This is a genomic window from Massiliimalia timonensis, from assembly GCF_900186585.1.
Classification (GTDB): domain Bacteria; phylum Bacillota; class Clostridia; order Oscillospirales; family Ruminococcaceae; genus Massiliimalia; species Massiliimalia timonensis.
Map to the genome: position 1 here is coordinate 321,905 of NZ_FYDD01000003.1, position 26,166 is coordinate 348,070.

General features: G+C 49.9%; 26 protein-coding genes. 22 read left to right on the forward strand and 4 right to left on the reverse strand.

All coding sequences use genetic code 11. From position 1 onward, the window contains the following. The first annotated feature begins 11 nt into the window (after positions 1-11). The 4 genes from CIB36_RS03505 (at position 12) to CIB36_RS03520 (ending at position 4,120) form a co-directional block, all read left to right on the forward strand. A complete protein-coding gene (locus CIB36_RS03505; protein ID WP_229408176.1) occupies positions 12-719 on the forward strand; it encodes a DUF1287 domain-containing protein in 708 nt (235 codons plus the stop codon). 17 nt (positions 720-736) lie between these two features. After that, entirely contained in the window at positions 737-2,491 is a 1,755-nt protein-coding gene (dnaG, locus tag CIB36_RS03510) for a DNA primase (RefSeq protein ID WP_093988219.1), read from the forward strand. A gap of 64 nt (positions 2,492-2,555) precedes the next feature. Further along, complete coding sequence (rpoD, locus tag CIB36_RS03515) at positions 2,556-3,641, forward strand: RNA polymerase sigma factor RpoD (protein WP_093988220.1); 1,086 nt, start codon at positions 2,556-2,558, stop codon at positions 3,639-3,641. A gap of 80 nt (positions 3,642-3,721) precedes the next feature. Continuing rightward, on the forward strand, positions 3,722-4,120 hold the full coding sequence (locus CIB36_RS03520; protein WP_093988221.1) for an RrF2 family transcriptional regulator: 399 nt from the start codon (positions 3,722-3,724) through the stop codon (positions 4,118-4,120). Positions 4,121-4,222: 102 nt separating this feature from the next. Here the strand turns inward: CIB36_RS03520 and CIB36_RS03525 are convergent, their stop codons facing one another. From CIB36_RS03525 to rpsO, 3 genes are all read right to left on the reverse strand, one after another. Further along, on the reverse strand, positions 4,223-4,648 hold the full coding sequence (locus CIB36_RS03525) for an acyl-CoA thioesterase (RefSeq protein WP_093988968.1): 426 nt from the start codon (positions 4,646-4,648) through the stop codon (positions 4,223-4,225). Positions 4,649-4,807: 159 nt separating this feature from the next. After that, positions 4,808-6,931 (reverse strand): polyribonucleotide nucleotidyltransferase, encoded by a 2,124-nt coding sequence (locus CIB36_RS03530; protein ID WP_093988222.1) that lies wholly within the window; start codon positions 6,929-6,931, stop codon positions 4,808-4,810. A gap of 219 nt (positions 6,932-7,150) precedes the next feature. Then, positions 7,151-7,417: a 30S ribosomal protein S15 gene (gene rpsO / locus CIB36_RS03535; RefSeq protein ID WP_077533993.1), complete on the reverse strand. Its 267-nt coding sequence runs from the start codon at positions 7,415-7,417 to the stop codon at positions 7,151-7,153. Between the two features lie 342 nt (positions 7,418-7,759). Between rpsO and ruvC the strand changes: the two genes are divergently transcribed. The 17 genes from ruvC (at position 7,760) to CIB36_RS03620 (ending at position 23,276) form a co-directional block, all read left to right on the forward strand. Beyond that, positions 7,760-8,281, forward strand: a complete 522-nt coding sequence (gene ruvC / locus CIB36_RS03540; protein ID WP_093988969.1) for a crossover junction endodeoxyribonuclease RuvC — start codon at positions 7,760-7,762, stop codon at positions 8,279-8,281. 18 nt (positions 8,282-8,299) lie between these two features. Then, complete coding sequence (gene ruvA / locus CIB36_RS03545; protein ID WP_093988223.1) at positions 8,300-8,905, forward strand: Holliday junction branch migration protein RuvA; 606 nt, start codon at positions 8,300-8,302, stop codon at positions 8,903-8,905. 55 nt (positions 8,906-8,960) lie between these two features. Continuing rightward, on the forward strand, positions 8,961-9,959 hold the full coding sequence (ruvB, locus tag CIB36_RS03550) for a Holliday junction branch migration DNA helicase RuvB (RefSeq protein WP_093988970.1): 999 nt from the start codon (positions 8,961-8,963) through the stop codon (positions 9,957-9,959). Between the two features lie 36 nt (positions 9,960-9,995). Continuing rightward, the gene (glmM, locus tag CIB36_RS03555) at positions 9,996-11,345 is read left to right on the forward strand and encodes a phosphoglucosamine mutase (protein ID WP_093988224.1); all 1,350 of its coding nucleotides are present in this window, start codon (positions 9,996-9,998) and stop codon (positions 11,343-11,345) included. A gap of 12 nt (positions 11,346-11,357) precedes the next feature. Then, positions 11,358-12,227, forward strand: a complete 870-nt coding sequence (locus CIB36_RS03560; RefSeq protein ID WP_093988225.1) for a class I SAM-dependent methyltransferase — start codon at positions 11,358-11,360, stop codon at positions 12,225-12,227. Positions 12,228-12,242: 15 nt separating this feature from the next. Next, the gene (locus tag CIB36_RS03565) at positions 12,243-13,085 is read left to right on the forward strand and encodes an energy-coupling factor transporter ATPase (RefSeq protein WP_093988226.1); all 843 of its coding nucleotides are present in this window, start codon (positions 12,243-12,245) and stop codon (positions 13,083-13,085) included. A 70-nt stretch (positions 13,086-13,155) separates the two neighbouring features. Next, positions 13,156-14,034 (forward strand): energy-coupling factor transporter ATPase, encoded by an 879-nt coding sequence (locus tag CIB36_RS03570; RefSeq protein WP_093988971.1) that lies wholly within the window; start codon positions 13,156-13,158, stop codon positions 14,032-14,034. Next, positions 14,027-14,839, forward strand: a complete 813-nt coding sequence (locus CIB36_RS03575; protein WP_093988227.1) for an energy-coupling factor transporter transmembrane component T family protein — start codon at positions 14,027-14,029, stop codon at positions 14,837-14,839. The genes CIB36_RS03570 and CIB36_RS03575 overlap by 8 nt, the downstream gene beginning before the upstream one ends. 23 nt (positions 14,840-14,862) lie before the next feature. Continuing rightward, positions 14,863-15,627 (forward strand): tRNA pseudouridine(38-40) synthase TruA, encoded by a 765-nt coding sequence (truA, locus tag CIB36_RS03580; protein WP_093988228.1) that lies wholly within the window; start codon positions 14,863-14,865, stop codon positions 15,625-15,627. Continuing rightward, entirely contained in the window at positions 15,611-16,738 is a 1,128-nt protein-coding gene (locus CIB36_RS03585) for a DUF5711 family protein (RefSeq protein WP_093988229.1), read from the forward strand. Before truA ends, CIB36_RS03585 begins: the two co-directional genes overlap by 17 nt. Positions 16,739-16,784: 46 nt before the next feature. Then, on the forward strand, positions 16,785-17,483 hold the full coding sequence (locus tag CIB36_RS03590) for a CvpA family protein (protein ID WP_158662568.1): 699 nt from the start codon (positions 16,785-16,787) through the stop codon (positions 17,481-17,483). Between the two features lie 42 nt (positions 17,484-17,525). Beyond that, entirely contained in the window at positions 17,526-18,128 is a 603-nt protein-coding gene (locus CIB36_RS03595; RefSeq protein WP_093988231.1) for a CDP-alcohol phosphatidyltransferase family protein, read from the forward strand. 27 nt (positions 18,129-18,155) lie between these two features. Further along, positions 18,156-20,471, forward strand: a complete 2,316-nt coding sequence (locus CIB36_RS03600) for an ATP-dependent Clp protease ATP-binding subunit (RefSeq protein ID WP_093988232.1) — start codon at positions 18,156-18,158, stop codon at positions 20,469-20,471. A gap of 87 nt (positions 20,472-20,558) precedes the next feature. Continuing rightward, on the forward strand, positions 20,559-21,476 hold the full coding sequence (locus tag CIB36_RS03605; RefSeq protein ID WP_093988233.1) for a DUF5685 family protein: 918 nt from the start codon (positions 20,559-20,561) through the stop codon (positions 21,474-21,476). Further along, positions 21,473-22,150, forward strand: coding sequence for a J domain-containing protein (locus tag CIB36_RS03610; protein ID WP_093988234.1), 678 nt, complete (start codon positions 21,473-21,475; stop codon positions 22,148-22,150). The genes CIB36_RS03605 and CIB36_RS03610 overlap by 4 nt, the downstream gene beginning before the upstream one ends. 11 nt (positions 22,151-22,161) lie before the next feature. Next, complete coding sequence (locus CIB36_RS03615; protein ID WP_093988235.1) at positions 22,162-22,698, forward strand: hypothetical protein; 537 nt, start codon at positions 22,162-22,164, stop codon at positions 22,696-22,698. Between the two features lie 74 nt (positions 22,699-22,772). Continuing rightward, positions 22,773-23,276, forward strand: coding sequence for an AAA family ATPase (locus CIB36_RS03620; protein ID WP_093988236.1), 504 nt, complete (start codon positions 22,773-22,775; stop codon positions 23,274-23,276). 72 nt (positions 23,277-23,348) lie between these two features. Here the strand turns inward: CIB36_RS03620 and CIB36_RS03625 are convergent, their stop codons facing one another. Further along, positions 23,349-24,629, reverse strand: a complete 1,281-nt coding sequence (locus CIB36_RS03625; RefSeq protein ID WP_093988237.1) for an O-acetylhomoserine aminocarboxypropyltransferase/cysteine synthase family protein — start codon at positions 24,627-24,629, stop codon at positions 23,349-23,351. A gap of 166 nt (positions 24,630-24,795) precedes the next feature. On the opposite strand from CIB36_RS03625, the gene CIB36_RS03630 reads away from it, so the two are divergent. Further along, on the forward strand, positions 24,796-26,133 hold the full coding sequence (locus CIB36_RS03630) for a D-alanyl-D-alanine carboxypeptidase family protein (protein ID WP_093988238.1): 1,338 nt from the start codon (positions 24,796-24,798) through the stop codon (positions 26,131-26,133). Positions 26,134-26,166: the final 33 nt, after the last annotated feature.

Genomic DNA, 26,166 nt, shown 5'->3' on the forward strand with positions numbered 1-26,166 from the left:
AGGAGGAAAATATGGTACGACGGCGTATCCGCTGGGGCCGGATGATCCTGGCGGTGGTTATTTTGACACTTTTGCTGACTGGTTTCATCTGGGCTTCCCGCTGGTTTGGCTGGTTTGCCCCGGCTCCATTGTCAGCAAAAGAGGCGGAAGAAAAATTCGGGATCGAGCGGGTGCTCAGTCCAGTAGACTATAACCAAAATGGGATAGACGATTACACCGATATTTTATTGGGCGCGCGTCAAGACGCTCAAAACCGCCCAAAGTACAGCGCCGCTTATTATAACGGTGGTTATCCGCCGGAGGGAGAGGGCTGCTGCGCAGACTTGGTTTGGCGTGCGTTTCAAAACGCGGGGTATTCTTTAAAGGATCTGGTGGATCAGGACATTGCGGCCCACCCTGAGGACTATCCGGCAACGAACGGTCAGCCGGACCCGAATATTGATTTCCGACGGGTGCGGAACCTGAAGGTGTATTTTACAAAATATGCGGAAAGCCTGACGCTTGACTTAAACGAGATCGAGCAATGGCAGCCCGGGGACATCGTTACCTTTGACAAGCCGGGGCACATTGGGATTGTGTCTGATCAGCGGAATCAAAAGGGCGTTCCCTACCTGCTGCACAATGCTGGCCAGCCTAACCGGGAAGAGGATGCATTGAGCCGTTACCGCATCAGCGGGCATTTTCGTTTCCATGGGGAAAATATTGAACGTGGATCATAAGAAAGGAGGCATACTGCATGGCAATCCCAAAAAGTTTTATCCAGCAGCTTTTGCTGCACTGTGATATTGAAGATGTGGTATCCTCTTATTTGCCGTTAAAACGGGAGGGACGAAACCAAAAAACGCTCTGCCCGTTCCATTCGGAAAAAACGCCCTCAATGGTCATTTACCCGAACACCCAGTCGTTTTACTGCTTTGGGTGCGGGGCCGGCGGGGACGTGATCAGCTTTGTGATGCGGATCGAAAACCTAGACTATGTCGAAGCGGTCCACTTTTTGGCGAAACGGGCGGGGCTGACCGTTCCGGAGGATGGAGAAAGCGACAAGACCGGCCAAATGAAAACCAGGATTCTGGAAATTAACCGAGAAACGGCAAGATTTTTTCATCATTGCTTGAAATCTCCAGCAGGTAAGGCCGGTTATGATTACTTTAAAAATCGCCAGCTTTCTGATAAAACGATCACCAAATACGGGCTTGGATATGCCCCGGACAGCTGGAACGCCCTGCGGGACCACTTGCGGAAAAAGGGATTTTCTTATCCGGAAATGGAGGCCGCCTGCGTGGTGGTAAAAGGAAAGAAAGGTTCTTATTATGACCAGTTCCGAAACCGGGTGATGTTCCCGATCATTGACCTGCGTGGGAATGTGATCGCGTTCGGCGGCCGGGTGCTGGATGACAGCAAGCCCAAATACCTGAACTCGCCGGATACGCTGGTGTTTAAGAAAAGCCGGAACCTGTTTTCGCTGAATTTTGCCAAAAACCAGAAAGGGAACAGGCTGATTTTGGCAGAGGGGTATATGGACGTTATCTCGATCAATGCCGCTGGTTTTGAAAATGTGGTGGCCACCTTGGGGACAGCGCTTACTGCGGAGCAGGCCCGCCTGATCAGCAAATATGCAACAGAGGTGGTGATCGCCTATGACTCGGACGAAGCAGGGCAAAAAGCGACGCACCGCGCGATCAACCTGTTGTCCGAGGTGGGAGTTTCCGCTAAGATTTTAAAGATGTCCGGGGCGAAAGACCCGGATGAATATATCAAAAAGTTTGGCGCCCGGCGGTTCGAGATGCTTCTGGACGATGCGGGAAATGTAGTGGAATTTGAACTAAATAAGCTCAAGGCTGCATATGATTTGGAAAACACCAGTGACAAGGTGGAATATGTCCGCCAGAGCATCAGTGTGATTTCTTCTATCCAAAACCGGATGGAACGGGAGGTATATGCGGGACTGGTGTCGAAAGATACCGGGGTGTCGGTCGCGAGTATTCTGTCGCAGGTAGACTCTGCGATCAAAAGGAAAAGACGCCAGCAGGAAAAAGACGAGTGGAACAGCATTCAAAAAGAAACGCGCGCCGCGACAGACCGCATCAATCCGGAGAAAGCGAATTTTTACAAAGAGGCGCTTGCAGAAGAACAGATTATTGCGTACCTTTTGCGGAATCCGGAGGATACAGTACAGATTTTGTCGCAAATAAGGGAAGAAGATTTTGTCACAAGCTTCAACCGGAAAGTATTATCCTGTATGATTTCGCTGTTTCAGGCAAATAATGAGATTGTGCTTTCTGCGCTTACCCCTTATTTTACCCAGCCGGAGATGGGCAGGATCTCGCAGATTTTGGCTCGGACAGATGAAAATCGCTTTTCTCGAGAGGTGCTGGAGGACTGCATAAGGGTTTTAAAACAGCATAAAAACAGTTTGAAAGCGATCGATCTGGCAAACGCTACGCCAGAGGAACTGGAGCGTTACCGGGAGAATTTAAAGAAACGTTTTTAAAATGGATCCGTGCAGGGGAAAGCCTGCTTCACAGATAGAAAGAATTATTTGAGGGAGAATAGATATGGCTACAGAAAAGAAATCAGCAGTTGTCGACCTGATGGAACAGGGCAAGGCAAAGGGAAAACTGACGACCAAGGAGATCACCGACGCGCTGGAGGAGTTGGATTTTGACGCGGAACAGATGGATAAACTGTACGATTCCTTGGAAGGGCTGAATATTGAGATCATCGAGGACTATAATCCGGAAGAGGATGTGGATTTTACCAAAGATGAATCTTTGAATCTGGAATTAGAGGCCGCGTTGGCTTCGGAAGGGGTAAATATCGACGACCCGGTGAAAGTGTATCTCAAGGAGATCGGCCGGGTACCGCTGTTATCCGCAGAAGAAGAGATCGAACTGGCGACCCGTATGAACGAAGGGGATGCCTATGCGCGTAAACGCTTATCGGAAGCAAACCTGCGCTTGGTAGTCAGCATTGCGAAGCGTTATGTTGGGCGCGGAATGCAGTTTTTGGATTTGATCCAGGAGGGGAATCTTGGGTTGATTAAAGCTGTGGAAAAGTTTGACTATACCAAAGGGTTTAAATTTTCCACCTATGCGACATGGTGGATCCGCCAGGCGATCACCCGCGCGATTGCAGATCAGGCACGCACCATCCGGATTCCGGTGCACATGGTAGAAACCATCAATAAAGTCAAAAAGGTCAGCAGCCAGTTGTTGCACAAAAACGGCCATGACCCAAGTGCGGAAGAAATCGCGGAGGTGCTGGATATGCCGGTGGATAAGGTGCGCGAGATCATGCGCGCGGCACAGGAACCGGTTTCTTTGGAAACGCCGATCGGGGAAGAGGAAGACAGCCACTTGGGCGATTTTATCCCGGATGATGACGCCCCAGCCCCTGCTGACGCTGCATCCCATACCTTGTTAAAGGAGCAGTTAAGCGAAGTGCTTGGAACTTTGACGGAACGGGAGGAAAAGGTTCTGCGCCTGCGTTTTGGATTGGAGGACGGCCGCAGCCGTACCTTGGAAGAAGTTGGGAAGGAATTTGACGTGACCCGTGAACGGATCCGCCAAATCGAGGCAAAGGCGCTTAGAAAGCTCCGCCACCCCAGCCGCAGCAAAAAGCTGAAAGATTTCATTGATTAAGTTGGTCTTTACTTTCCGAATGTTTTGTGGTATAATTAGACTAAAATAATATACTATTTACATCGGAACGGGGGAAGGATATGCATATTACCTTGGAGACCGACTACGCGATCCGCATCATGCTGTATTTGGCAAAAATGGACCAGCGGGTCGATGCAAAAAAGATCTCAGAGGAAACCGATGTAACCCTGCGCTTTGCATTAAAGATCCTGCGAAAGCTGGTTGCAGAGGATTTGGTAAAATCGTTTAAAGGCATTAAAGGCGGTTATGAGATCGCTCGCAATTCCAAGCAGATCAGTTTATATGATGTGGTCTGCGTGATAGAGGGAGACTGCTACCTGAGCCGCTGTTTAGACACTGCAGTAGGCTGTAACCGACAAAAGGTCAAGGTATGTAAGGTGAAAAAGGAATTTGGCAGAATCTCAAAAATGCTGAAGGATGAGCTTTCGATGGTGACACTTGATACGCTGATCTGTTGAGCATACATAGCCCCCGCCCTCTTTGACAGAGAGGGCGGGGTTCTGTTTTTAAATCGAACAGATGAAAAAGACCGGGACTGCTTTTGCAGTTCCGGTCTTTTTTTAAAACAGATCCTTGCGTCTTTGCCGCCGAAGCTCAGAGCGTCGCTTTCCGGCCTCCCATTCGGCTTTTTCCTGTTCGTTGGTCAGGATAAGCCCGGGAACCTCAGTTGGCTTTTCGTTGTCATCGATCGCTACCATAACGACATAAGCATGGTTAATGGGACGCTGCCGCCCGTTTAAGTCTTCCACAAAGGTATCTACCCGTACTTCCATAGAAGTGTGTCCCACATAGGTGATCTTTCCGTGCAGGACAACAATGTCGTTGACGTGAGCGGGGGCCTTAAAATGCAGTTTATCAATGCAGACGGTTGTGATATTGTGGTTGCAGTGCCGCCGGGCTACAACGCCGGCAACAATGTCGATCCATTCCATCAGCCTGCCGCCGAATAAACGTCCGAAACCATTGATGTGCTCTGACAGGATCATTTGTGTTTGTTCGGTCAAGGAGTCCGCAACATATTTTGGTTCTAAGTTACTCACAGCCAATCTCCTTTTCTTTTTGATTTTATTATAGCATAGTTTGGGAAAAATATCACGGAAAAAAGAGAGAGGGAACCGAAATTCCCTCTCTTGCAGATTTTAGTGTTACTGGTTTTCTTTTTCAGCCTGTTTGGCAGCAATATCAGCGATCGCATCTTTTCTGGAAAGATTGATACGTCCCTGGTCGTCGATCTCGATCACTTTTACCACGATTTCATCGCCGACAGAAACAACATCCTCCACCTTTTCAACACGGTGGTTTTCCAGCTTGGAGATGTGTACCAAGCCTTCTTTGCCCGGTGCGATCTCTACAAACGCGCCGAAGTTCATCAGGCGGGTCACAACCCCTTTATAGATCGCGCCGACCTCTGGATCCATTGCAATGGTTTCCACCATGTAGAGCGCACGTCTTGCATTGTCAAGGTTTACACCCATGATCACGCACAAACCGTCGTCGTCGATATCGATCTTCACGTCGCATTCCGCGCAGATCTTTTGAATTACGCTGCCGCCTTTGCCGATAACGTCTTTGATCTTGTCCACCGGGAGCTTGGTCTGAAGCACTTTCGGTGCGAACTCGCCAACCGTTTCACGCGGAGCCGGCAGGGCTTTGAGCATGATTTCGTCTAAGATGTAATTTCTTGCCTTTTCAGTCTTTTCAAAGGCTTCGCGGATAATATCCATCGTCAGGCCGTCAACCTTGATATCCACCTGGATTGCAGTGATCCCTTTGTGGGTACCGCCCACTTTAAAGTCCATGTCGCCGTAGAAGTCTTCCAGTCCCTGAATATCGACCATGGTGGTGAAAGAACCGTCTTCTTTGGTGATCAAACCGCAGGAGATACCGGCAACCGGAGCTTTCAGCGGAACGCCCGCATCCATCAGCGCTAAAGTAGAACCGCAGATGGAACCCTGAGAAGTAGAACCGTTGGAAGAAAGGACTTCGGAAACTACACGAATCGCATACGGGAACTCTTCCAGACTTGGGAGGACCGGAACCAATGCCTTTTCAGCAAGCGCGCCATGCCCAATCTCGCGGCGCCCCGGGCCTCTGCTTGGGCGGGTCTCCCCAACCGAGTAGGACGGGAAGTTGTAGTGGTGCATATAACGTTTGGTGGAATTTTCATCAATTCCGTCTAAATTCTGAATATCCCGGATCGGACCTAAGGTCGCAACAGAAAGGACCTGTGTCTGGCCGCGGGTGAAGAGCCCGCTTCCGTGAACGCGCGGCAGAACACCGACTTCGGAGGCCAACGGACGGATCTCGTCCATCTGGCGGCCGTCTACACGCTTGCCTTCAAACAGCCATTCGCGGACGATCTTTTTCTGGAGCTTGTACATGCATTCGTCTAATTTGACCTGAGAATCCGGATATTTTTCTTCCAGTTCGGTGTAAACTCTTTCGTAGATCGGCAGCAGGCGTTCGTCGCGAACCAGCTTGTTGTCGGTATCCAGAGCAAGCTTTGTATCTTCGTAAGCGATCGCCGCCACATCGTCAAACATATCGTGCGGAACTTCCTGAGATTCAAAGGTGAACTTTTCTTTTCCGATTTCCGCTTGGATAGAAGCAATGAAGTCGACCATTTTTTTGATCTCTTCGTGACCGGTCTCGATCGCCTTGAGCATGGTTTCATTGTCCACCTCGTTGGCGCCCGCTTCAATCATGACGATTTTGTCGCGGGAACCCGCAACGGTCAGGTTCAAATCGGATTTTTCACGCTGCGCGGTAATCGGGTTGAGCACGATCTCGCCGTCTACTAAGCCAACGCTGATAGTTGCGATTGGGCCGTTGAACGGAACATCGGAGATGCTGACCGCGATAGAAGCCGCGATAGAACCGGCGATTTCCGGAGAATTGTCAATATCTGTGGCCAGAACGGTCATGACGATAGAAACGTCGTTGCGCATATCTTTCGGGAAAAGAGGACGCATCGGGCGGTCCACCATACGGGAAGTCAGGATCGCATTTTCACTTGGCCGTGCTTCTCTTTTTAAGAAAGAGCCCGGGATTTTCCCGACTGCGTATAATTTTTCTTCATAGTCTACAGATAAAGGAAAAAAGTCTACCCCTTCCCGCGGTTTTGGGGAAGCGGTGACATTCGCCATAACGACAGTGTCGCCATAGCGCACCCAGCAGGAGCCGTTGGACAGCTCGCAGGTTTTGCCGGTCTGAACGGTCAGCGGCCGGCCGGCATAGGTGGTGGTAAAGGTTCTTGGATTATTTAGCATATATTCTGCCTCCTTTTTGATGTTGCTGTTTGCGGAAAGTCGGCAGGGTTAGCAATAAATCCTGCGCTGAAACAAATGTTTCAGCGTACGATTTAATGCTAAAATCCTACCGTTTTCAGTATGACAGCCTGGGTTTTTGAAAAATGTTCACGCAGGGATCAGCCTTTGGTAAACACACGAAAAGGCAGATGTTTCCATCTGCCCTTTTGGGTGCAACAATTACTTACGCAAACCTAATTTTGCGATCACAGCACGATAACGTTCGATATCTTTTTTCTTCAGATAACCAAGCAGGTTGCGGCGGTGGCCGACCATTTTCAGAAGCCCTCTTCTGGAGTGGTGGTCATGCGGATGCGCTTTAAAGTGTTCCTGCAGGTCGTTGATTCTTTTGGTCAGTACAGCGATCTGTACTTCCGGGGAACCAGTGTCGGTTTCGTGCAGACGGTTGTCAGCGATAACTGCGTTTTTTTCTTCTTTTCTCAGCATTTGTTTTCACCTCATTCAAATTCTGCTTCGTCGTAGTAAGGGGCCAGATGAAATCCCGTTTGGCAGGTTGCCAAACCTAGTGGGCAATATCCCGCAAACCACGGCAAAGTAAATAAATTATAGCATATGCCCCTATATTTGTAAAGCGGTTGGGACAAAGTTTTTTCCGCTTTTTTATAATACCTCTATTTGCACGGAAAATCAAGAGGGAAGGATTTATTTTTTGTATTTCTTATCAACAGGTAATATTTGCCCCAAAAGCAAAAATATGATATAATAATTTGAATCATGCGTGATTGGCATTTAAAGAAGAAAAGAACGCTGGAACAGGTGGGGCGGAACGTGAAGATTATTGGAATTGACCCGGGATATGCGATTGTGGGGGTTGGCGTGGTGGAATACCATAGTTCCCGCTTTACCACATTGGATTATGGCGCGATCACCACCGAAGCGGGAACGGAGTTTTCCAAACGCTTGGAGATCATCTACCATGATTTTACGCAGATCATCGAGCTTCACAAACCGGACGCAGTCGCGATCGAAAAGCTGTTTTTCACCACCAACCAGAAAACGGCGATCGACGTGGCGCAGGCCAGGGGGATCATTTTGCTGGTGGCCAGCCTGCATGGGGTGCCCTGCTTTGAATACACGCCGCTTCAGGTAAAACAGGCGGTGGTGGGTTATGGGAAAGCAGTTAAGACTCAGGTCCAGGAGATGACCAAACAGCTTTTAAACCTGCGGGCCATCCCCAAGCCGGACGATGTTGCAGACGCTTTGGCGATCGCGATCTGCCATGCGCATACTGCCCCCTCTTTGATGAACCAGAAACGCCTTGCCAAGCAATGGAAGGCGGCCGGGAAATAGAAAAGGAACGAAAAAAGAATGATTTACAGTTTACATGGGATTTTAAAGGTGACGGAACCAAACTTTGTGGTGGTGGACGTCGGCGGGGTAGGGTACGGTGTAAAAACGACCCTGACTACCGTTTCGACCCTACCTCCGGTCGGGGAAGAGGTTTTTTTATATACTTATCTGCATGTCCGTGAGGATGCGATGGAGCTTTACGGCTTTTATGACGCGTCGGAGCTTAACTGCTATAAAATGCTGATCAGCGTCAATGGGGTAGGGCCGAAGGCGGCGCTTTCCATTTTGTCCGATCATACGCCGGAGCAGTTCGCGCTGTGTGTTGCTTCCGGGGATGCAAAGGCCTTGACAAAAAGCGCGGGGATCGGGCTGAAAACGGCTCAGCGCATCGTGCTGGAATTAAAAGACAAGGTTTCCAAAGAACAGGTGGCGGATGGCGTGACCGGCAGGCGCGCAGCACCGGCGGCCGTGGCGACCGGGAATGCGGCCGAAGCAATCAGCGCCTTAGTGGTATTGGGGTATCCCCAGTCCGAGGCCGCGGCCGTCATCTCTTCGCTGGATCCGTCCACTTCGGTGGAGGATATGATCAAGGCCGGGCTGAAGGGCTTGGCGTCAAACTTATAGCAGGGAGTGGATCAAGGTGTTTGAAAACGGGAAAGAACTGGATTTTGAAAATCGAATGGTTGCACCTGAGTTCACCCAGGAGGATGTAGATGTAGAGTTTTCCCTCCGTCCTAAAACGCTGGACGAATATGTCGGGCAGGAAAAGGTCAAAGAAAACCTGTCTGTGTTTATCCAGGCGGCAAAGGCAAGGGATGAGGCGCTGGACCATGTTTTGCTTTACGGCCCTCCGGGGCTGGGGAAAACCACCCTTTCGAATATCATTGCAAACGAGATGAACGTCAATATCCGCATCACCTCCGGGCCGGCGATTGAAAAGCCGGGAGATCTGGCCGCGCTGCTGACAAACCTAAGCCAGAACGATGTTTTGTTTATTGACGAGATCCACCGCCTGTCCAGGGCGGTGGAAGAGGTGCTTTATCCCGCTATGGAGGATTTTGCGCTGGATATTATTATCGGGAAAGGCCCTGCGGCGCGTTCTATTCGGATCGACCTGCCGAAATTCACGCTGGTGGGCGCTACCACCCGTGCGGGACAGCTCACCTCCCCGTTAAGGGACCGGTTTGGGATGCTGCTGAGGCTGGAGTTATACACGCCGGAACAGCTTTCACAGATCATTCTGCGGAGCGCCGGAATTTTGGAGATCGACTGCGACCCAGAAGGGGCTTTGGAACTGGCGAAGCGCTCCCGCGGGACGCCCCGTGTTGCGAACCGCCTGTTAAAGCGGGTGCGTGATTTTGCGCAGGTGTTAGGCAACGGCACCATTACCAAAGAGATTGTAGATATTGCCTTGGAAAGGCTGGAGATTGACGAACTGGGGCTGGATACCAACGACATCCGCATGCTGACGACCATTATCCGCAATTACGGCGGCGGCCCGGTGGGGCTGGAAACGCTGGCGGCGGCTATGGGGGAAGAATCGGTGACGCTGGAAGACGTTTGCGAGCCCTATTTGATGCAGCTTGGATTTTTGTCCCGCACGCCGCGTGGAAGATGTGCTACCCCGCTGGCTTACCAGCATTTGGGGATCCTTCCGCAGGGGCAGCAGTTTTTATAAAAATTTGTATTTTGTTTGAAGGAGAATTTTATAAAGATGGGTAGATTGTTTGGAACTGATGGAGCGAGAGGGATCGCGAATGAATCCCTGACCTGCGAAATGGCGATGCAGATTGGGCGGGCCGCCGCCCAGGTGCTGATCCGCCAGGCGCGCAGACGCCCGAAAATGATCATTGCGCAGGATACCCGCTTGTCTTCGCAGATGCTGGTCAGCGCGTTATCGGCTGGGATTTGTTCCGTCGGGGTGGACGTGGAGCTGCTGGGAGAACTGCCGACACCGGCGGTCGCCTGGCTGGTGGGGGAATACTCCGCGGATGCCGGCGTTATGGTGAGCGCTTCCCACAATCCGGCAGAATTTAACGGGATCAAGCTGTTTTCCCGTACCGGGTATAAGCTCCCGGACGATGTGGAGAATGAGATCGAACGGCTGATTTTAGACGCGCCGGAGGAAATCGTGTTGGCCGCGCCAAATAAACTGGGCCGGGTCTACCGCCGGGATTCGGCGATGCTGGACTATATCGACCATGTTGTGGATACAGTAGAGGATGATTTTACCGGGATTTCGGTGGCGCTGGACTGTGCAAATGGTTCTGCCGCCCAGACAGCCCAAACTTTGTTCACTCAGCTAGGGGCTACGGTCCATGTACTGCATGCTTCCCCAACCGGGCTGAATATCAACGAAAATTGCGGTTCTACCCATATGGAAAGCCTGCGTAAATTTATGCTGGATAACCACTGCGATATGGCGTTTGCCTTTGACGGCGACGCAGACCGCTGCCTGGCCTTTGACGAGAACGGGGAAATGATCGACGGTGACCAGCTGATGGCGATTGCCGCTTATGATTTGAAGCAGCGGGAACGGCTGAATGAAAATACCTTGGTGGCTACTGTTATGTCCAATTTTGGGATGCAGAATTTTGCCCGGGAGCACGACATCAATTTGGTGTGTACTTCTGTAGGCGACCGTTATGTGCTGGAAGAAATGCTCAAATACGGGTATGTCATTGGCGGTGAACAATCCGGGCACATTATTTTTAAAGACTATGCGCAGACCGGCGACGGCCAGCTTACCGCAGTGCAGATCTTGAGTATCTTTAAGCGCTCCGGGAAGAAAATGTCGGAACTGGCTTCTATCATGAAAAGGGTGCCGCAGGTTTTAAAGGGTGTGACTGCCCGTCAAGATGGTAAAAAACTGCTGGCCTCCAACCAGGTAATTAAGCAGAAGATCCGGGAAATTCAGGACCTGTTGGGAGATACCGGACGGGTACTGGTGCGCGCATCCGGGACAGAACCGCTGATCCGTGTGATGGTAGAAGGAAACGACCTTGCTGAGATCGAGCGTTACTGCGATGAGGTTTGCGCGGTGATTGAGGCACAACAGCAGTAAACAGGAGTAAAGATGAGAGTTACAAAAAATTGGAAAGATTACCGAATCATTGATACTTCCGGCGGGGAAAAGCTGGAAAGCTGGGGCGGCGTGTTGCTGATCCGCCCCGATCCGCAGATCATCTGGGACACCCCGCGGGAAAACCCGGGCTGGCAGAAAGCTGCCGGGCATTATCTCCGTTCCAATAAAGGGGGCGGGCATTGGGAGTTTCAGAAAAAGGTAAAGGAAAGCTGGACTATCTCGTACGGGGACCTGCGTTTCCAGATCAGGCCGACAGGCTTTAAGCATACCGGGCTGTTCCCGGAGCAGGCGGTCAACTGGGATTATTTTGCACAAAAGATCCGGTCTGCCGGCCGGCCTGTAAGGGTGTTAAATTTATTTGCCTATACCGGCGGGGCAACGCTTGCGTGTGCAAACGCGGGGGCCAGCGTGTGCCATGTGGACGCTTCTAAGGGCATGGTGGCATGGGCGCGGGAAAACGCCGGGCTATCCGGCCTTTCAGACCGGCCGGTCCGGTGGATCGTAGACGACTGTGAAAAATTTGTCCAGCGGGAAATACGCCGCGGCAACTGGTACGACGGGATCATCATGGACCCGCCGTCTTACGGCAGGGGGCCGGGCGGTGAGGTTTGGAAGCTGGAAGAGCAGGTATACCGGCTGGTGGATCTATGCGCGCAGGTGATGTCTGACGATCCGCTGTTCTTTGCGCTGAATTCCTATACGACCGGGCTGTCGCCGTCGGTGATGGAATATTTGCTGGGCGTCACAGTTGGAAAACAGCATAAGGGCAGGGTTTCTGCCGATGAGATCGGGCTTTTGGTAGAAGAAAGCGGATATGTGCTTCCCTGCGGCTCCACCGCGCTGTGGGAAGCAGAAGAGTAAAAGGAATGGTGAACAGTGAAGGAACTGATCTCGACCGAACATTTGCATTTTGAATATGTCAGGGCTGAGGAGGAAAATGTCCTTGTCCTGAACGACATCAATATTTCGATCCATGAAGGGGAGTTTGTGGCGGTACTGGGGCACAATGGCTCTGGAAAATCCACCCTTGCCAAGCATTTTAATGCGGTGTTGCTGCCAACCGGCGGAAAAGTGCTGGTAGATGGAATTGATACCGCGCAGCCGGACAGGGTTTTTGATATTCGACAAAAGATCGGAATGGTGTTTCAAAACCCGGATAACCAGATTGTCGCGACCATTGTGGAAGAGGATGTGGCGTTTGCTTTGGAAAATCTGGGGATAGAGCCTGCTGAAATCCGGAAGCGGGTGGACGATGCGCTGAAAAAGGTGGATATGTATGAGTTTAAAGAGCATGCGCCGCATCAGCTTTCCGGCGGGCAGAAGCAGCGGGTGGCCATTGCGGGAATCATTGCGATGCGTCCGGAATGTATCGTATTGGATGAGCCGACTGCAATGCTGGACCCCAAGGGCCGGCGGGAGGTACTGAACACGGTGATGGAATTAAACCGGGAGCACAGCACCACCATTGCGCTGATCACCCATTACATGGATGAAGCGGTCCACGCTGACAGGATCATCGTAGTAGACCACGGCGATGTGGTAATGACCGGGACCCCGCGGGAGATTTTCTCTCAGGTGGATAAGATGAAAGAGCTTGGACTGGATGTGCCGCAGGTGACGGAGCTATGCCACCGTCTGAAACAGGAGGGGCTTCCGGTACCAGATGATGTGATCACAGAAGAAGAATGTACGGCGGTTTTAAAACAGCTTTTACAGTAGGACAAAAGGAAAAATCCGGCACAGACCTTATCAGGCTGTGACCACAGAAAACAGAAAGGCTGATAAAAACGTGGCAATCATAAAAACAGAGCATCTATCCCATGTCTACAGTGAGGGAACGCCCTTTGAAAAGGTAGCGGTGGGGGATGTCAGCTTAGAGATCGAACAGGGAGCGTTTGTTGGGGTGATCGGGCATACCGGCTCTGGAAAATCGACCCTGATTCAGCATTTTAATGGGCTATTAAAGCCCACTTCCGGCAAGATTATGGTAGATGGAAAAGACATCTGGGCGGAGGAAAACAAAAAGAATATCAGAAATGTCCGTTTCCAGGTTGGTTTGGTGTTCCAATACCCGGAATACCAGCTGTTTGAGGAAACTGTTTATAAAGATATTGCGTTTGGGCCGGGAAATATGGGATTATCTGAAGAGGAGATCCACACCCGGGTGTCAGAAGCAATGGAATTTGTAGGGCTTAAGGAAAAGTATGCGCAAAAAAGCCCGTTTGATCTTTCCGGCGGACAAAAACGGAGGGTAGCGATCGCAGGGGTAATCGCCATGCGGCCCAAGGTTTTGATTTTGGACGAGCCTACCGCCGGGCTGGACCCGAAAGGCCGTGACAAAATCTTAGGGCAGATCCGGGAATACCATCAGCAGACGCAAAGCACGATCCTTCTGGTGTCCCACAGTATGGAGGACATTGCCAAATATGCCGGGAAGGTGCTGGTCATGAACCATGCCGGGGTGTTTGATTATGATACCGTGGAGCGGGTATTTTCCCGCAGTGCGGAACTGACGCGTATGGGGCTTTCTGTCCCGCAGGTGAGCCGGGTGTTTGAACGCCTTTCCTCCGAAGGGCTTTCCGTATCCCAGAATGTTTATACGGTAGAGCAGGCCCAGAGGGAGATTCTGCGGCTCTATACACAGAAAAAGGAGGGGTTCCATGCTTAGGGATATTACGATCGGTCAGTATTTCCCGGGAAAATCAGTGATCCACCGCATGGACCCGAGAATGAAGCTGATCCTGTCGTTGGTTTATATTGTGATGCTGTTTTGCGTAGGTACGGAAATAGGCTTTCTGGTGCCGATCGTCTTTTTGATCGTCGCGATCCAGATCAGCAAGATCCCGATGAAAATGGTGCTCAAGGGAATTAAGCCGATCCTGCCGCTTATCATCTTTACCGCGGTTTTGAACATCTTTTTTGTCAGCGGTACGCCGTTGGTTCAATGGGGATTTCTGACGATCAGCCTGGAGGGGATACTGGTTGCCCTTAAAATGGTGATCCGTATCATTTTCCTGATCATGGGAACCTCGCTTTTGACTTATACCACCTCGCCGATTGCCCTGACCGACGCGATTGAACAGCTGCTGAAGCCGCTGAATAAAATCAAGTTTCCAGTGCATGAAATGGCGATGATGATGACCATTGCTTTGCGGTTTATCCCGACTTTGATCGAGGAAACCGATAAGATCATGTCGGCGCAGAAAGCACGCGGCGCTGATATGGAATCAGGTGGACTGCGGCAGCGTATCAAGGCGATGATCCCGATTTTGATCCCGCTGTTTGTGTCGGCATTCCGACGGGCGGAAGAGTTGGCGCTTGCCATGGAATGCCGCTGCTACCGCGGGGGCGAGGGGCGCACCCGGATGCGCCAGCTGCATTACAGCAGGCTGGACTGGTACGGCGCGGCCTGCATGGCCTTGTGTTTTGCGGTTGTGATCGTACTGAACCTGTTTGCCCCAACGCTCCTTTAAATTTTACTGGAAAGGAACTGAGCATGAGAAATCTGTTGTTTGAGATCGCCTACCAAGGGACCCGCTACCATGGCTATCAGGTGCAGGAAAACGCGCTTTCGGTGGCGCAGGTGCTACAGGATGCCATTGAGGCAGTGACCGGCTCAAGGGATGACATCACAGGCTGTTCCCGCACCGATACAGGCGTGCATGCAAATTCCTTTTATTTCAATATGAAGACGGAAAGCCGTATCCCGGAGGATCGGTTTCCGATCGCGCTCAATCATGCGCTGCCTCCGGATATTGCGGTGAAGCGCTGCCAGGAAGTCCCAATGGAATTTCACGCGCGGTACCATTGTCTGCGAAAGGAATACCTGTATCGGATCTGGAACTCGGAGATCCGCAGCCCGTTTTTGGATGGGCTGGTCAGCGAGTACAAATACCCGCTGGATCTTCCGTGCCTGCAAAAGGCGACGCAGGATTTTGTCGGAACATACGACTTTCGGGCGTTTTGTGCGGCCGGAGGGAAAGAGATGGAAACGGTCCGCACGATCTACGAGGCTTCTATCTGCCGGGAAGAGGACGATATGGTTTGCTTTCGGGTATCCGGGGACGGTTTTTTGTATCATATGGTGCGGATCATGGTCGGAACATTATTAGAGATCAACGAAGGGAAAATCCCGCCGGATTCTATTCGGGAAATCATCGAACAAAGGGATCGGACGCTGGCGGGAAGGACTGCCAAACCACAGGGGTTATATCTGAATCGAGTAGAATATGGAGATGAATGGTTTGGGAAAACTGTATAATATCAATGAGTACCGGCAAAAGCAGGAAAAAAAGAAACGATATAAAAAATGGATCACAGCGGCTTTAGTGGTGATTGCTGCCGTGGCACTTGGCCTGATGGTTTGGGAATGGGTGGAAAACGAGCTGCCGAAAGAGGAAGAAACTGCCCAGTTTCCCATCAATATGCGGGGGGAATCTCCGGTAGACCTGCAGGTTGCCGATGAAAGTCTAGTTGTTACGACCGGTGGGGCGGTCAACTTTTATTCCCGGCTGGCACAGCGTCAGAACAGCGTCGTGCATGGGTTTTCCAAGCCGGTTACAAAAACGTCTGGAAAATATGCGCTGACCTACGGGCAGGGAGGGTACACCCTGCGGGTAGACCACAAAAACGGAACAGTGAAAACCTTAAAGTTAAAGAATCAGATTTTGTTTGCGGAAATTAACGAAAAAGGGTATGTGGCAGTCGCGTATTCGGACAGCAGCTATACCAGCGGGGTCAGTGTTTATGACAATACGCTTGGCGAACCAGTATGCAATTATTACATGAACGAATATGTGATGGCTCTTGACTTTTCAGGGGATGACAGCTGCGTGATCGCCGCACAGACAGTGGAGGGGAGTTCGTTTTCGACTGTAGTGTACGGGATACGCTTTAATAAAGAAACAGAGATCTTTAAAACAGCGGTAACCGGCTCCATGGCGGTTTCCATATCGGTAAAAGACGGCGGAAACATTGTCTTGGCCTGCGAACAAGAAGCATTTTTTTTCGATAAAGCCGGCAAACAAACAGGCACTTATACCTATCCGGGAACCTTGGCATGGGTTGAGCAGTCAGATGACGCAAAATTCATTCTGGCTGTGACGAATGCTTCCGACCCAAATTCTACGGATCTTATCACAGTGGATCTGGAAGGGAAAAAAGAAGCCGGTGTGACGATCCCGGAACGGATAACTGATATTGCTTGTGAAAATCATAAAATTTATGTGTTGACAAAAAACAAGGTTTACTCTTATTCTAAAACCTTAGAAAAGGGTGAAACTGTTGATAATAAAAACGAAAGCCAGTATCTTGCTGTGTTAAATGGCGGGATCTACGGCCTTTCCTCAGACCGGTTGGAGGAACTGGGATAGCAGGAAAGAAATTTGATACAATAACAGTAGGAAAAGGAGAACAATCGTGGAACAATTTTGGCCGATCATTTTGGATGCAGCGATCGTGCTGATTGCCATTTTTTTTATTTGGCTGGGCTATCGCAGAGGGTTTGTGCGCACAGCAGTTTATGTCGTTGGATATGTCGTTTCAGCCGCCGCAGCCTCATGGGTGAGCCAGTGGCTGGGCAACAAGATTGCGCAATGGTGCCGTGCTCCGATCGTGTCCTACACAACAGAACAGATCGCCGGGAGCAACGATAGTTTAACGGCTTCCGTGGAGCAGATGTATGAAAATGCGCCGCTTTTTTTGCAAAGCTGGATGGCGCGCTTCGGTACCCAGGAAGAACTGGCGGCGCAGATCTCCTCCTCGGCGCAGGAGGCGGCACAGAGCGCGGCGGAAGGGATCGCAGAATATGTGATCATGCCGCTGGTAGCGTCGGCGGCCGGGGTGATCCTTTTTTTGGTGTTGTTTTTTATCTGCCTGTTTCTGGTGCGGTGGGTTGCCGGCCTGTGTGGGATATTAGACCATATCCCCGTTGTAGGTGGGCTGAATCATCTGGCGGGCGGCTTGGTCGGCATTTTGCAGGCATTGCTTGCCGTGTTCTTTTTCGTGCTGCTGATCAGTATTGTATTGTCCTGTGTTGCAGGTGGGGTTAAGATCGTAGAGCGGACTTATGTATTTCAATGGCTGAACGGGTTGATGCCGTTCTTCCGGTTTGGATAAAAAGGAGAAGCAAAAGCTTCAGAAGTGGAGAAAAGAAGGATTATGAACATTCCTAATGTGCTATCACTCGGACGGATCGTTTTGGTTCCGGTATTTGTCATTTTGTTTTTTGCTGCGCCCGATTACAGCTGGGTTGCGGCATTGATCCTGATGGCTTCCGGAATCACCGATTTTTTAGATGGGTTTATTGCCAGGAAATATAATAAGATCACCCATCTGGGAAAGATATTGGACCCTTTGGCAGACAAACTGACCCAGTTGTCGGTCTGTATTTGTTTAGCGATTAGACACAAAGAATTTATAATTATTCTATGCCTGTTGGTCGCCAAAGAGTTTATAATGTTGGTAGCGGGATACCGTTTGTTACGCAAAGGGCATAAGCTGCCTTCCTCCAGATGGTTTGGGAAGGTGTCTACCGTGGTGTTCTATCTGGTGATGATCTACGCTGTGTTCAACGTGCATATTTCCAATATGCTGCTGGCGTCTTTGGTGTGGATCATGGTAGGATTTGCGGCGCTCGCATTTATTTTATACATTCCGGAATTTTTCAAGCTGAAAAATAAGGAAACAGAAGGAAACAAGACCTGTAAAGAGATCCTGAAAGCGTCTGTGCAGCAGACGGATCATACCGGACATCAGTCGTAGGACAGGTAAGTTTAAGGAGAAGGAAAAATGATTTGCAGCAGATGTAAAAAGAGGATGGCAGTCCTGTTCATCTCTAAAATGGAAGGGGATAAGGCGGTCAACGAGGGCCTGTGCTTGAAGTGCGCCAAAGAGCTTGGGATTCCTCAGGTAAATTCCCTGATGGAGCAGATGGGGCTAACCGATGAAGATATTGAAAAAATGAGCGACCAAATGTCGGATTTCATGGATGGAGATTCCTTTGAAATGGGAGGGATGGACACCATGCCGCCATTTTTGCAGAATATGTTTGGGGGCGGAAATATAAATTCTGATGCGGAAGACGCCGACCCTTCCAGCACATATGCCATTTCGGAAGAAGCGGAAAAGGCTGGAGGCGGGAAAAAGAAAGATGCCAAAAAGAATCAAAAGAATGAACCAAAGCGGAAATTTTTGACTTCCTACTGCACCAATCTGACTGCACGCGCCGCGCGCGGGGAATTGGATGAGGTGATTGGCCGGGACAGCGAGATTTACCGCGTTATCCAGATCCTCTCCCGCCGCTCTAAAAATAACCCTTGTCTGATCGGGGAGCCGGGCGTAGGAAAGACCGCGATCGCGGAGGGGATCGCGCAACGGATCGTAAAAGGCGAGGTGCCGTTCCGCTTGCAGGACAAGGAGCTCTATCTGCTGGATATGACAGCCCTTGTAGCAGGGACACAGTTCCGCGGCCAGTTTGAAAGCCGGGTCAAGGGGCTGATCGACGAGGTAAAACGCGCCGGAAATATCATCCTGTTTATTGACGAGATCCATACCATTGTCGGAACAGGCGATTCAGAGGGCTCGATGAGCGCGGCAAATATCTTAAAGCCTGCGCTTTCCCGCGGGGAAATTCAGGTGATCGGCGCGACTACCTTTAACGAATACCGCAAAAATATTGAAAAGGATTCCGCGCTGGAACGCCGGTTCCAGCCGGTCAAGGTACAGGAACCGAGCCTGGAGGACACCTTAAAGGTCATAATGGGTGTGAAAAAGTATTATGAAGCGCACCATAAGGTCAAGGTGTCTGAATACATCGCGCACCTCGCCGTTACTATGTCGGAACGGTATATTACCGACCGTTATCTGCCGGACAAGGCGATCGACCTGCTGGATGAAGCTTGTTCCTGCTGTTCGATCCGCAACGCGGATCTGACAGAGTATGAAAAGTTGACCAAACAGCTGAAAACCCTGCTGGATCAGGAAGAGGAGCTGGAAGCTGATCCGGAAGCGATTGACTATGAAAAAATAGCGAAGGCAAAAGCGGATATTATCGTTGTGAAAGAAAAACTGAAAGAGATCGAACCGCGGATTGCGAATATTGAAGTAGAAGTTTCGGATATTGCGCGGGTCATTGAACTGTGGACTGGGATTCCGGCGGCCAAGATTCAGGAAAATGAATACAAAAAGCTGGCTACCTTGGACGACCGGTTGAAAGAGAAGATCATTGGGCAGGACGAGGCGATCCATGCGGTTTCCAATGCGATCCGTCGCAGCCGGGTCCAACTTTCTAAAGTAAAAAGGCCGGCCTCCTTTATCTTTGTCGGGCCGACCGGGGTAGGAAAAACACAGCTTGTCAAGGTGCTGTCCGAGGAATTATTTGACTCGGTAGAACCGTTGATCCGTTTGGATATGACCGAATACATGGAGAAGCATTCGGTGTCCAAGCTGATCGGTTCTCCTCCGGGATATGTCGGGTATGACGAAGCAGGCCAGCTGACTGAAAAGGTGCGGAGAAAGCCCTATTCGGTGATCTTATTTGATGAGATCGAAAAGGCGCATCCGGATGTGCTGAATATCTTATTGCAGATCTTGGACGAGGGCAGGGTAACAGACGCTCAGGGCAGAACGGTGAACTTTGAAAACACCGTGATCGCGATGACCTCTAATGCAGGGTCTTCTGATAAATCCGGGATTGTAGGCTTTAACCGGTCTGTTGACGAACTGGCAAAGGAAAAGGCGATGAAAGCATTAGGAGAGTTTTTGCGGCCGGAATTTTTGGGCCGTGTGGATGAGATCATCGTGTTCCACGCGCTGACCGAGGAAAACCTGAAACAGATCACCGGCCTGATGCTGGATGAACTGAAAGAGCCGCTGTCAGACAAGGGAATTTCGTTCCGGTATGACGACAGCGCGCTGAAAGCTGTTACAACTCTTGCGGAGGGCGGCAAATTTGCGGCCCGTGACCTGCGCAAGGTAATCCGCCGAGAAGTGGAGGACAAGGTGGCGAACCTGCTGATCGAACACTTTGAACACCCGCCGAAAGTTCTTTCTTTAAGCGCTGACAGTGACAATTTAAAGCTTGATTTTTCAAATGAGGCGGAATAGGAAGAGATTTTACAGATTTTTCATGAATTTATGCTGAATTTACAGTAAGATAATGGTATTGCAAGTAATAGAAACGGGGGAACGTGGTTGTTTGGATATATCAAACCGTTTAAGCCGGAAATGAAGATGAAAGAATTTGACACCTATAAGGCGGTTTACTGTGGTTTGTGCAAGCAATTAGGAAAGGGATATGGCCCATTTGCCAGAATGACCTTAAGCTATGATTTTACCTTTCTTGCTATGATTTCCCTGTCTTTGCAGCAGAAGTGCGGTGGATTCAGGCTGGAAAAATGTATGGTGAATCCGTTAAAAAAGAAGCCGTGCCTGATGGCATGTGATGATCTGACATTCAGTGCTTCTACTGCGATGATCATGTTTTATTACAAGTTAAAAGATAATATTTTGGATAGCGGGCTTAGCGGGAAAATCAAGGCATACGCTTTGCTTCCTTTTGCTGCTTGTGCACGCAAAAAGGCAAAGCGTATGCATCCGGAGATCGACCGGATCGTCGGCGAATGTATGGCCGAGCAGTTTGCGGTGGAGCATAGCGATTCCCTGAGTGTGGACCGGGCGGCAGAACCGTCGGCAAGGGCTTTGTCGATGATATTTGCCGAACTTTCCGAACAGGAAACAGAAAAAAAGGTGTTGTCCCGTTTGGGGTATCTCGTAGGGCGTTATGTATACTTTATCGATGCTTTGGACGATTTGGAGGACGATGCCAAAACCGGAAGCTACAATATTTTTTACCGCAGGGCAGCCGTACAGGGTACGCCTGATTTTGGAAAGATCCGGGAATATGCGGCCGGAGCCGTAAACCTGACGGTGGGAGAGATCGCGGCGGCATATGAACTGTTGAATATCAAACGGTACAAGACGATTCTGGATAATTTGATTTATCTGGGATTGCACAGCAGCTTAAAATCAGTAATAGAGAAAAATCAAAAAAATCAGGTTTCGCAGAATTTAGCGGAACTAGAATCCAGTGGGAAGGAAATTAAGGAATGACAAATCCATATGACGTATTGGGAATCAATTCTTCTGCCAGTGATGATGAAGTAAAAGAGGCTTATCGGAATCTGGTGACAAAATATCATCCGGATAGCTATGCGGAAAGTCCGCTTAAGGATGTTGCGGTGCAAAAGAAGAAAGAGATCGACGAGGCGTTTGAGCTGATCATGAATGAACGCCGGCTACACGGCCCGGTCAAGGGGCAGACAGTAGATACTTCTGCCACTAGCCGCGACAGCTATCAGGCTTCGGGCGAAGCTTCTTATTCTTCCTCCTCGAATCATTTGGGGGATATTCGCAGAATGATACAGCAGAATCGTTTGGTGGAAGCGGAAGAATTGCTTGACGGGGTCCCAGCCAATATGCGTGACGGGGAATGGTATTTCTTAAAGGGCAGCATTTACTTCTCACGAGGATGGCTGGAAGATGCGGCGAACCACTTCTCCTCAGCATGCCGTTTAAACCCGAATAATCCGGAATACCGTGCGGCAATGAACCGCATCATGTGGCAGAAGCAGGGCAACTTTGGAAACGGGTATAACAATAACCCAAATCCATACCGCACTACACAGAATGCCGGCGGATGCTCAGCGTGCGATATGTGCAGCGGACTTATCTGTGCGGACTGCTGCTGTGAGTGCATGGGCGGTGACCTGATCTCCTGCTGTTAAGGGGTGCTGTGATGAAACAGAGTTTGCGGATAGCCCTTGGGGGGATCGTTTCCTGCTTAAGCCTTGTAATGATGTTCTTTACCGGCGTGTTTCCCTTTGCGGAATACGCTTTGCCGGCTATTTCCGGGGTGCTTTTAACGGTGCTGGTCATTGAGTTCGGCTTTCGCAGTGCGTTGATCGCCTTTGCGGCCGTATCGTTTTTATCGCTGGTAGTTACACCAAACAAGGAAGCGGTGGTACTGTTTATTGCGTTTTTGGGATATTATCCGATCGTTAAGGGGAAAATTGAAACCCTGAGCCAAAAGGCGGTGCAGTGGGTGGTGAAATTTGCCCTGTTTAACGCGGCGGCAGTCGTTTCCTACTGTGTGATGATCTATGTCCTTGGCATGAGCGAGGTCATGCAGGATTTTGAAATGCTGAAGGTCGGCGTGTGGATTTTATTGGTACTGGGAAACGCGGTGTTTTTCCTTTACGATATTGCAGTGACCCGGCTGATCTCCATGTACGTCTTCCATATCAAGCCGAAGTACTTAAGTAAAATTCACTAAAAAACAGGAAGCCGATAGGCTTCCTGTTTTTATCATCGGCGGCGGTATAGAATCAAAAAAGGGGCGGGAAATAGGTGAAGCATCTGGTTTTTGTCAATGGGACAATGGGAGTAGGGAAAACCACTGTCTGCCAACAGTTAAAAAGTATGCTCACCCATTGCGTATTTTTAGATGGTGATTGGTGCTGGGATATGAATCCTTTTATGGTGACTCCGGAAACAAAAGAGATGGTCTTGGAAAATATCAGCACACTGCTTTCTAACTTTTTGCGCTGTTCTGTTTATGAAACGGTTTTGTTTTGTTGGGTGATGCAGGAGGAAGAAATCATAAAAGAGATTCTGCGGCGAATCACAGCGGGATATGACAGGCTTTCCTGCTTTACCTTGAACTGTTCCAAGGAAGAACTGGTAAGGCGGCTGGAAAAGGATATTCGGGAGGGAAAACGCGATGAAGAAACGATAGAAAGAAGCTTAGAGCGGCGTTCTCTCTATGAAAAGATGGAAACGATACATCTTGACGTAACTGGCATAACAGCCCAAGAAGCGGCCCGATGGATGTTAGCAAAGATAAATCAATAACTCCCCTTAGACGAGACACCTAAAAAAGCGTTTCCCGGAGTTTCTCCGGGAAACGCTTTTTGAAAGTTTTCCTTATTTTACAGCCAATTTAATAGCCTGGTCAAGGTCGGCAATAATATCCTGTGCATCCTCCAGACCAATGGAAAGGCGCACTGTTTCTTCGCTGATCCCTGCGGCTTTCAGTTGTTCGGAAGAAAGCTGGCTGTGGGTAGTGGTCGCCGGATGGATCACCAAAGAACGGACGTCCCCAACGTTGGCGACGTGTTTTAACAGCTTTAAGCTGTCAATAAATTTGCGCCCTGCTTCCTTTCCGCCCTTTAGGCCGAAGGTAAACACAGCCCCCGCGCCCAAAGGAAGGTATTTTTCAGCTAAATGACGGTATGGGCTGTCCGGCAGGGTAGGATAGTTGATGAAGGAAACCGAATCGTTGGAAGATAAGTATTCCAGCACCTTTTTGGTGTTTTCGCAGTGGCGCTGCATCCGCAGGGAAAGGGTTTCAATCCCCTGTAACAGCATAAACGCATTGAACGGGGACAGGCAGGCGCCTAAATCGCGGGTGACCAGCGCGCGCAGGCGCAGGATAAACGCCTGACTGCCAAGATCACCGAAGACAACGCCGTGATAGCTTTGATCCGGTTCATTGTAAAGCGGGAAACGCGGGTTCCCTTTAAATTGGAAGTTCCCGGAATCCACAACGATCCCGCCCATCACGTTGGAGTGACCGCCCAAAAATTTGGTGGCGGAATGGATCACGATATCCGCGCCGAATTCGATCGGGCGGCAAAGGTACGGGGTGGTAAAGGTGGAATCCGCAATCACCGGGATCCCGTGCTTATGGCCGATTTCACAAACTGCTTCGATATCGACAACATTGGCGTTCGGGTTGCCGACGATCTCAAAAAACAGCGCTTTGGTTTTTTCGGTGATGGCGTCCTCCCACTCCTGCAAGTGATCCGGGTTGACAAATTTTACCGTAATACCCAGACGCTTTAGGGTGACGCCCAGCATATTGATCGCTCCGCCGTAAATGGCGTTGGAGGCGACGATCTCGTCCCCTTCGCTTGCGAGGTTAATCATAGTGTTGAAGATCGCGGCGTGTCCGGAAGCAAAGGATAAAGCGCCCACACCGCCGTCCAGATCGGCCATGCGCTGTTCCAATACGTCGCAGGTCGGATTTTGCAGGCGGGTGTAAATATTCCCGCCCTGCTTCAGCTCAAAAAGATCTTGGGCATGCTGGGAATCGTCAAACTGATACGCATTAGTCAAGTAAATTGGCGGAGTCACGGATTTTGAGGTAGGCTCTACCGTGTAGCCGGAATGGATCAGCTTGGTGTCAAATTTATAATTACTCATGAATAACGCTCCTTTTTATCCTCGATTTATTTTCTATTATAACAGCTAAAAGTGAAAAAAACAAATCCTAGTATAGGGAATTTTTAAGAATTTGGGGATAGGATTTCTAAAAAAAGTGTGTTATAATAGCGTTAGCTGTTTGGAGAAAGAAAGGAAGAGCATAACGTTGAAACAAGCAAAAAGACTGATTTCGCTGGTCGCTGTATTTATGATCGTTTTTACGGTGGCTTGTGTTCCGGCAAGGGCTTTGACCTTTAACCCGGATTTTGAGATCGCGAGCGAAGGAGCCTATCTGGTCAATTTGGATACGGATACGGTCATTTATGAAAAGAATAAAGACAAGCAGTTCTGCCCTGCCTCCCTGACAAAGATCATGACGGCGATCATCGCCTTGGAAAACTGTGAGGATCTGAGCACAAAGGTGACGGCCCCAGTTTTTGTGTTTGACGACCTTTATGGCAGAAATGCCTCAAACGCCGGGATGAGCGCCGGGGAAGAGATGACGATGGAAGACCTGCTGTACGGGCTGATGCTGAAATCCGGCTGTGACTCTGCCGGAACGATTGCTTATTACTTCTGCCAAGAGGATACCGCGTCCTTTGTCAAGATGATGAACGACAAGGCGAAAGAGATCGGGGCGAAGGACACGGTTTTCGCAGACCCCCATGGGCTGAATGACGGCGATTCCTTTACTACGGCATATGACATGTATTTGATCACCAAATATGCGCTTTCTCTGCCAAAGTTTGAAGAGATCGCGACCTCTTATTATTACGAGCTCCCCCCTACTAACAAACGGGGCGAAGATGATTCTACCCGGTACTGGACCCATACCAATTCCATGATGAATAAAAATTCCTCCTATTACAACCAGTATGTGAAGGGGATCAAAACGGGGACGGCTTCCAAATCCAATATCCAGAATTTGGTGACGATGGCGCAGAAAGACGGGAACACCTACCTGCTGGTGGTTTTGGGCGCGCCGACCCGGGATGCAGACGGAAACCGTCAGAATTCCACATTCCGGGACAGCAATAAGCTTTACAACTGGGTATTCAGCGATTTTTCGATGCGTTCCCTGGTAGACTTAGAGGAATATGTTGCAGAGGTTCCGGTGGAGCTGTCTTCCGGGAATAACTATGTGATGGCTTTGCCGGGCGAGGATGTGCTCTATTTTCTGCCGGAGGACCTGGATCTGAGCACGGAGATGACTAAAGTGCCGCATTTGAACGAGGAGGTGCTTGCTCCGATCAAAAAAGGGGATGTTGTGGGCACGATGGACCTGCAGATCCAAGGGGAAACTGTCGCCACTGTAAAATTGATTGCTGCAAACGACGTCAATCGAAGCACGATGAAGTACATCATTTATCAGGCTCAACAGTTTGTGGGCAATAAATGGGTACGGGTAGCGCTGATCGTTTTGGGACTGCTGCTCTTTTTGTATCTGGTATTCACGATTTCTTATCGGATGAAAAAGAAAAAAAGAAGAAGACGGTTCCGTTAATATGAAAAAATCTCTTTCCTAAACTTTGGGAAA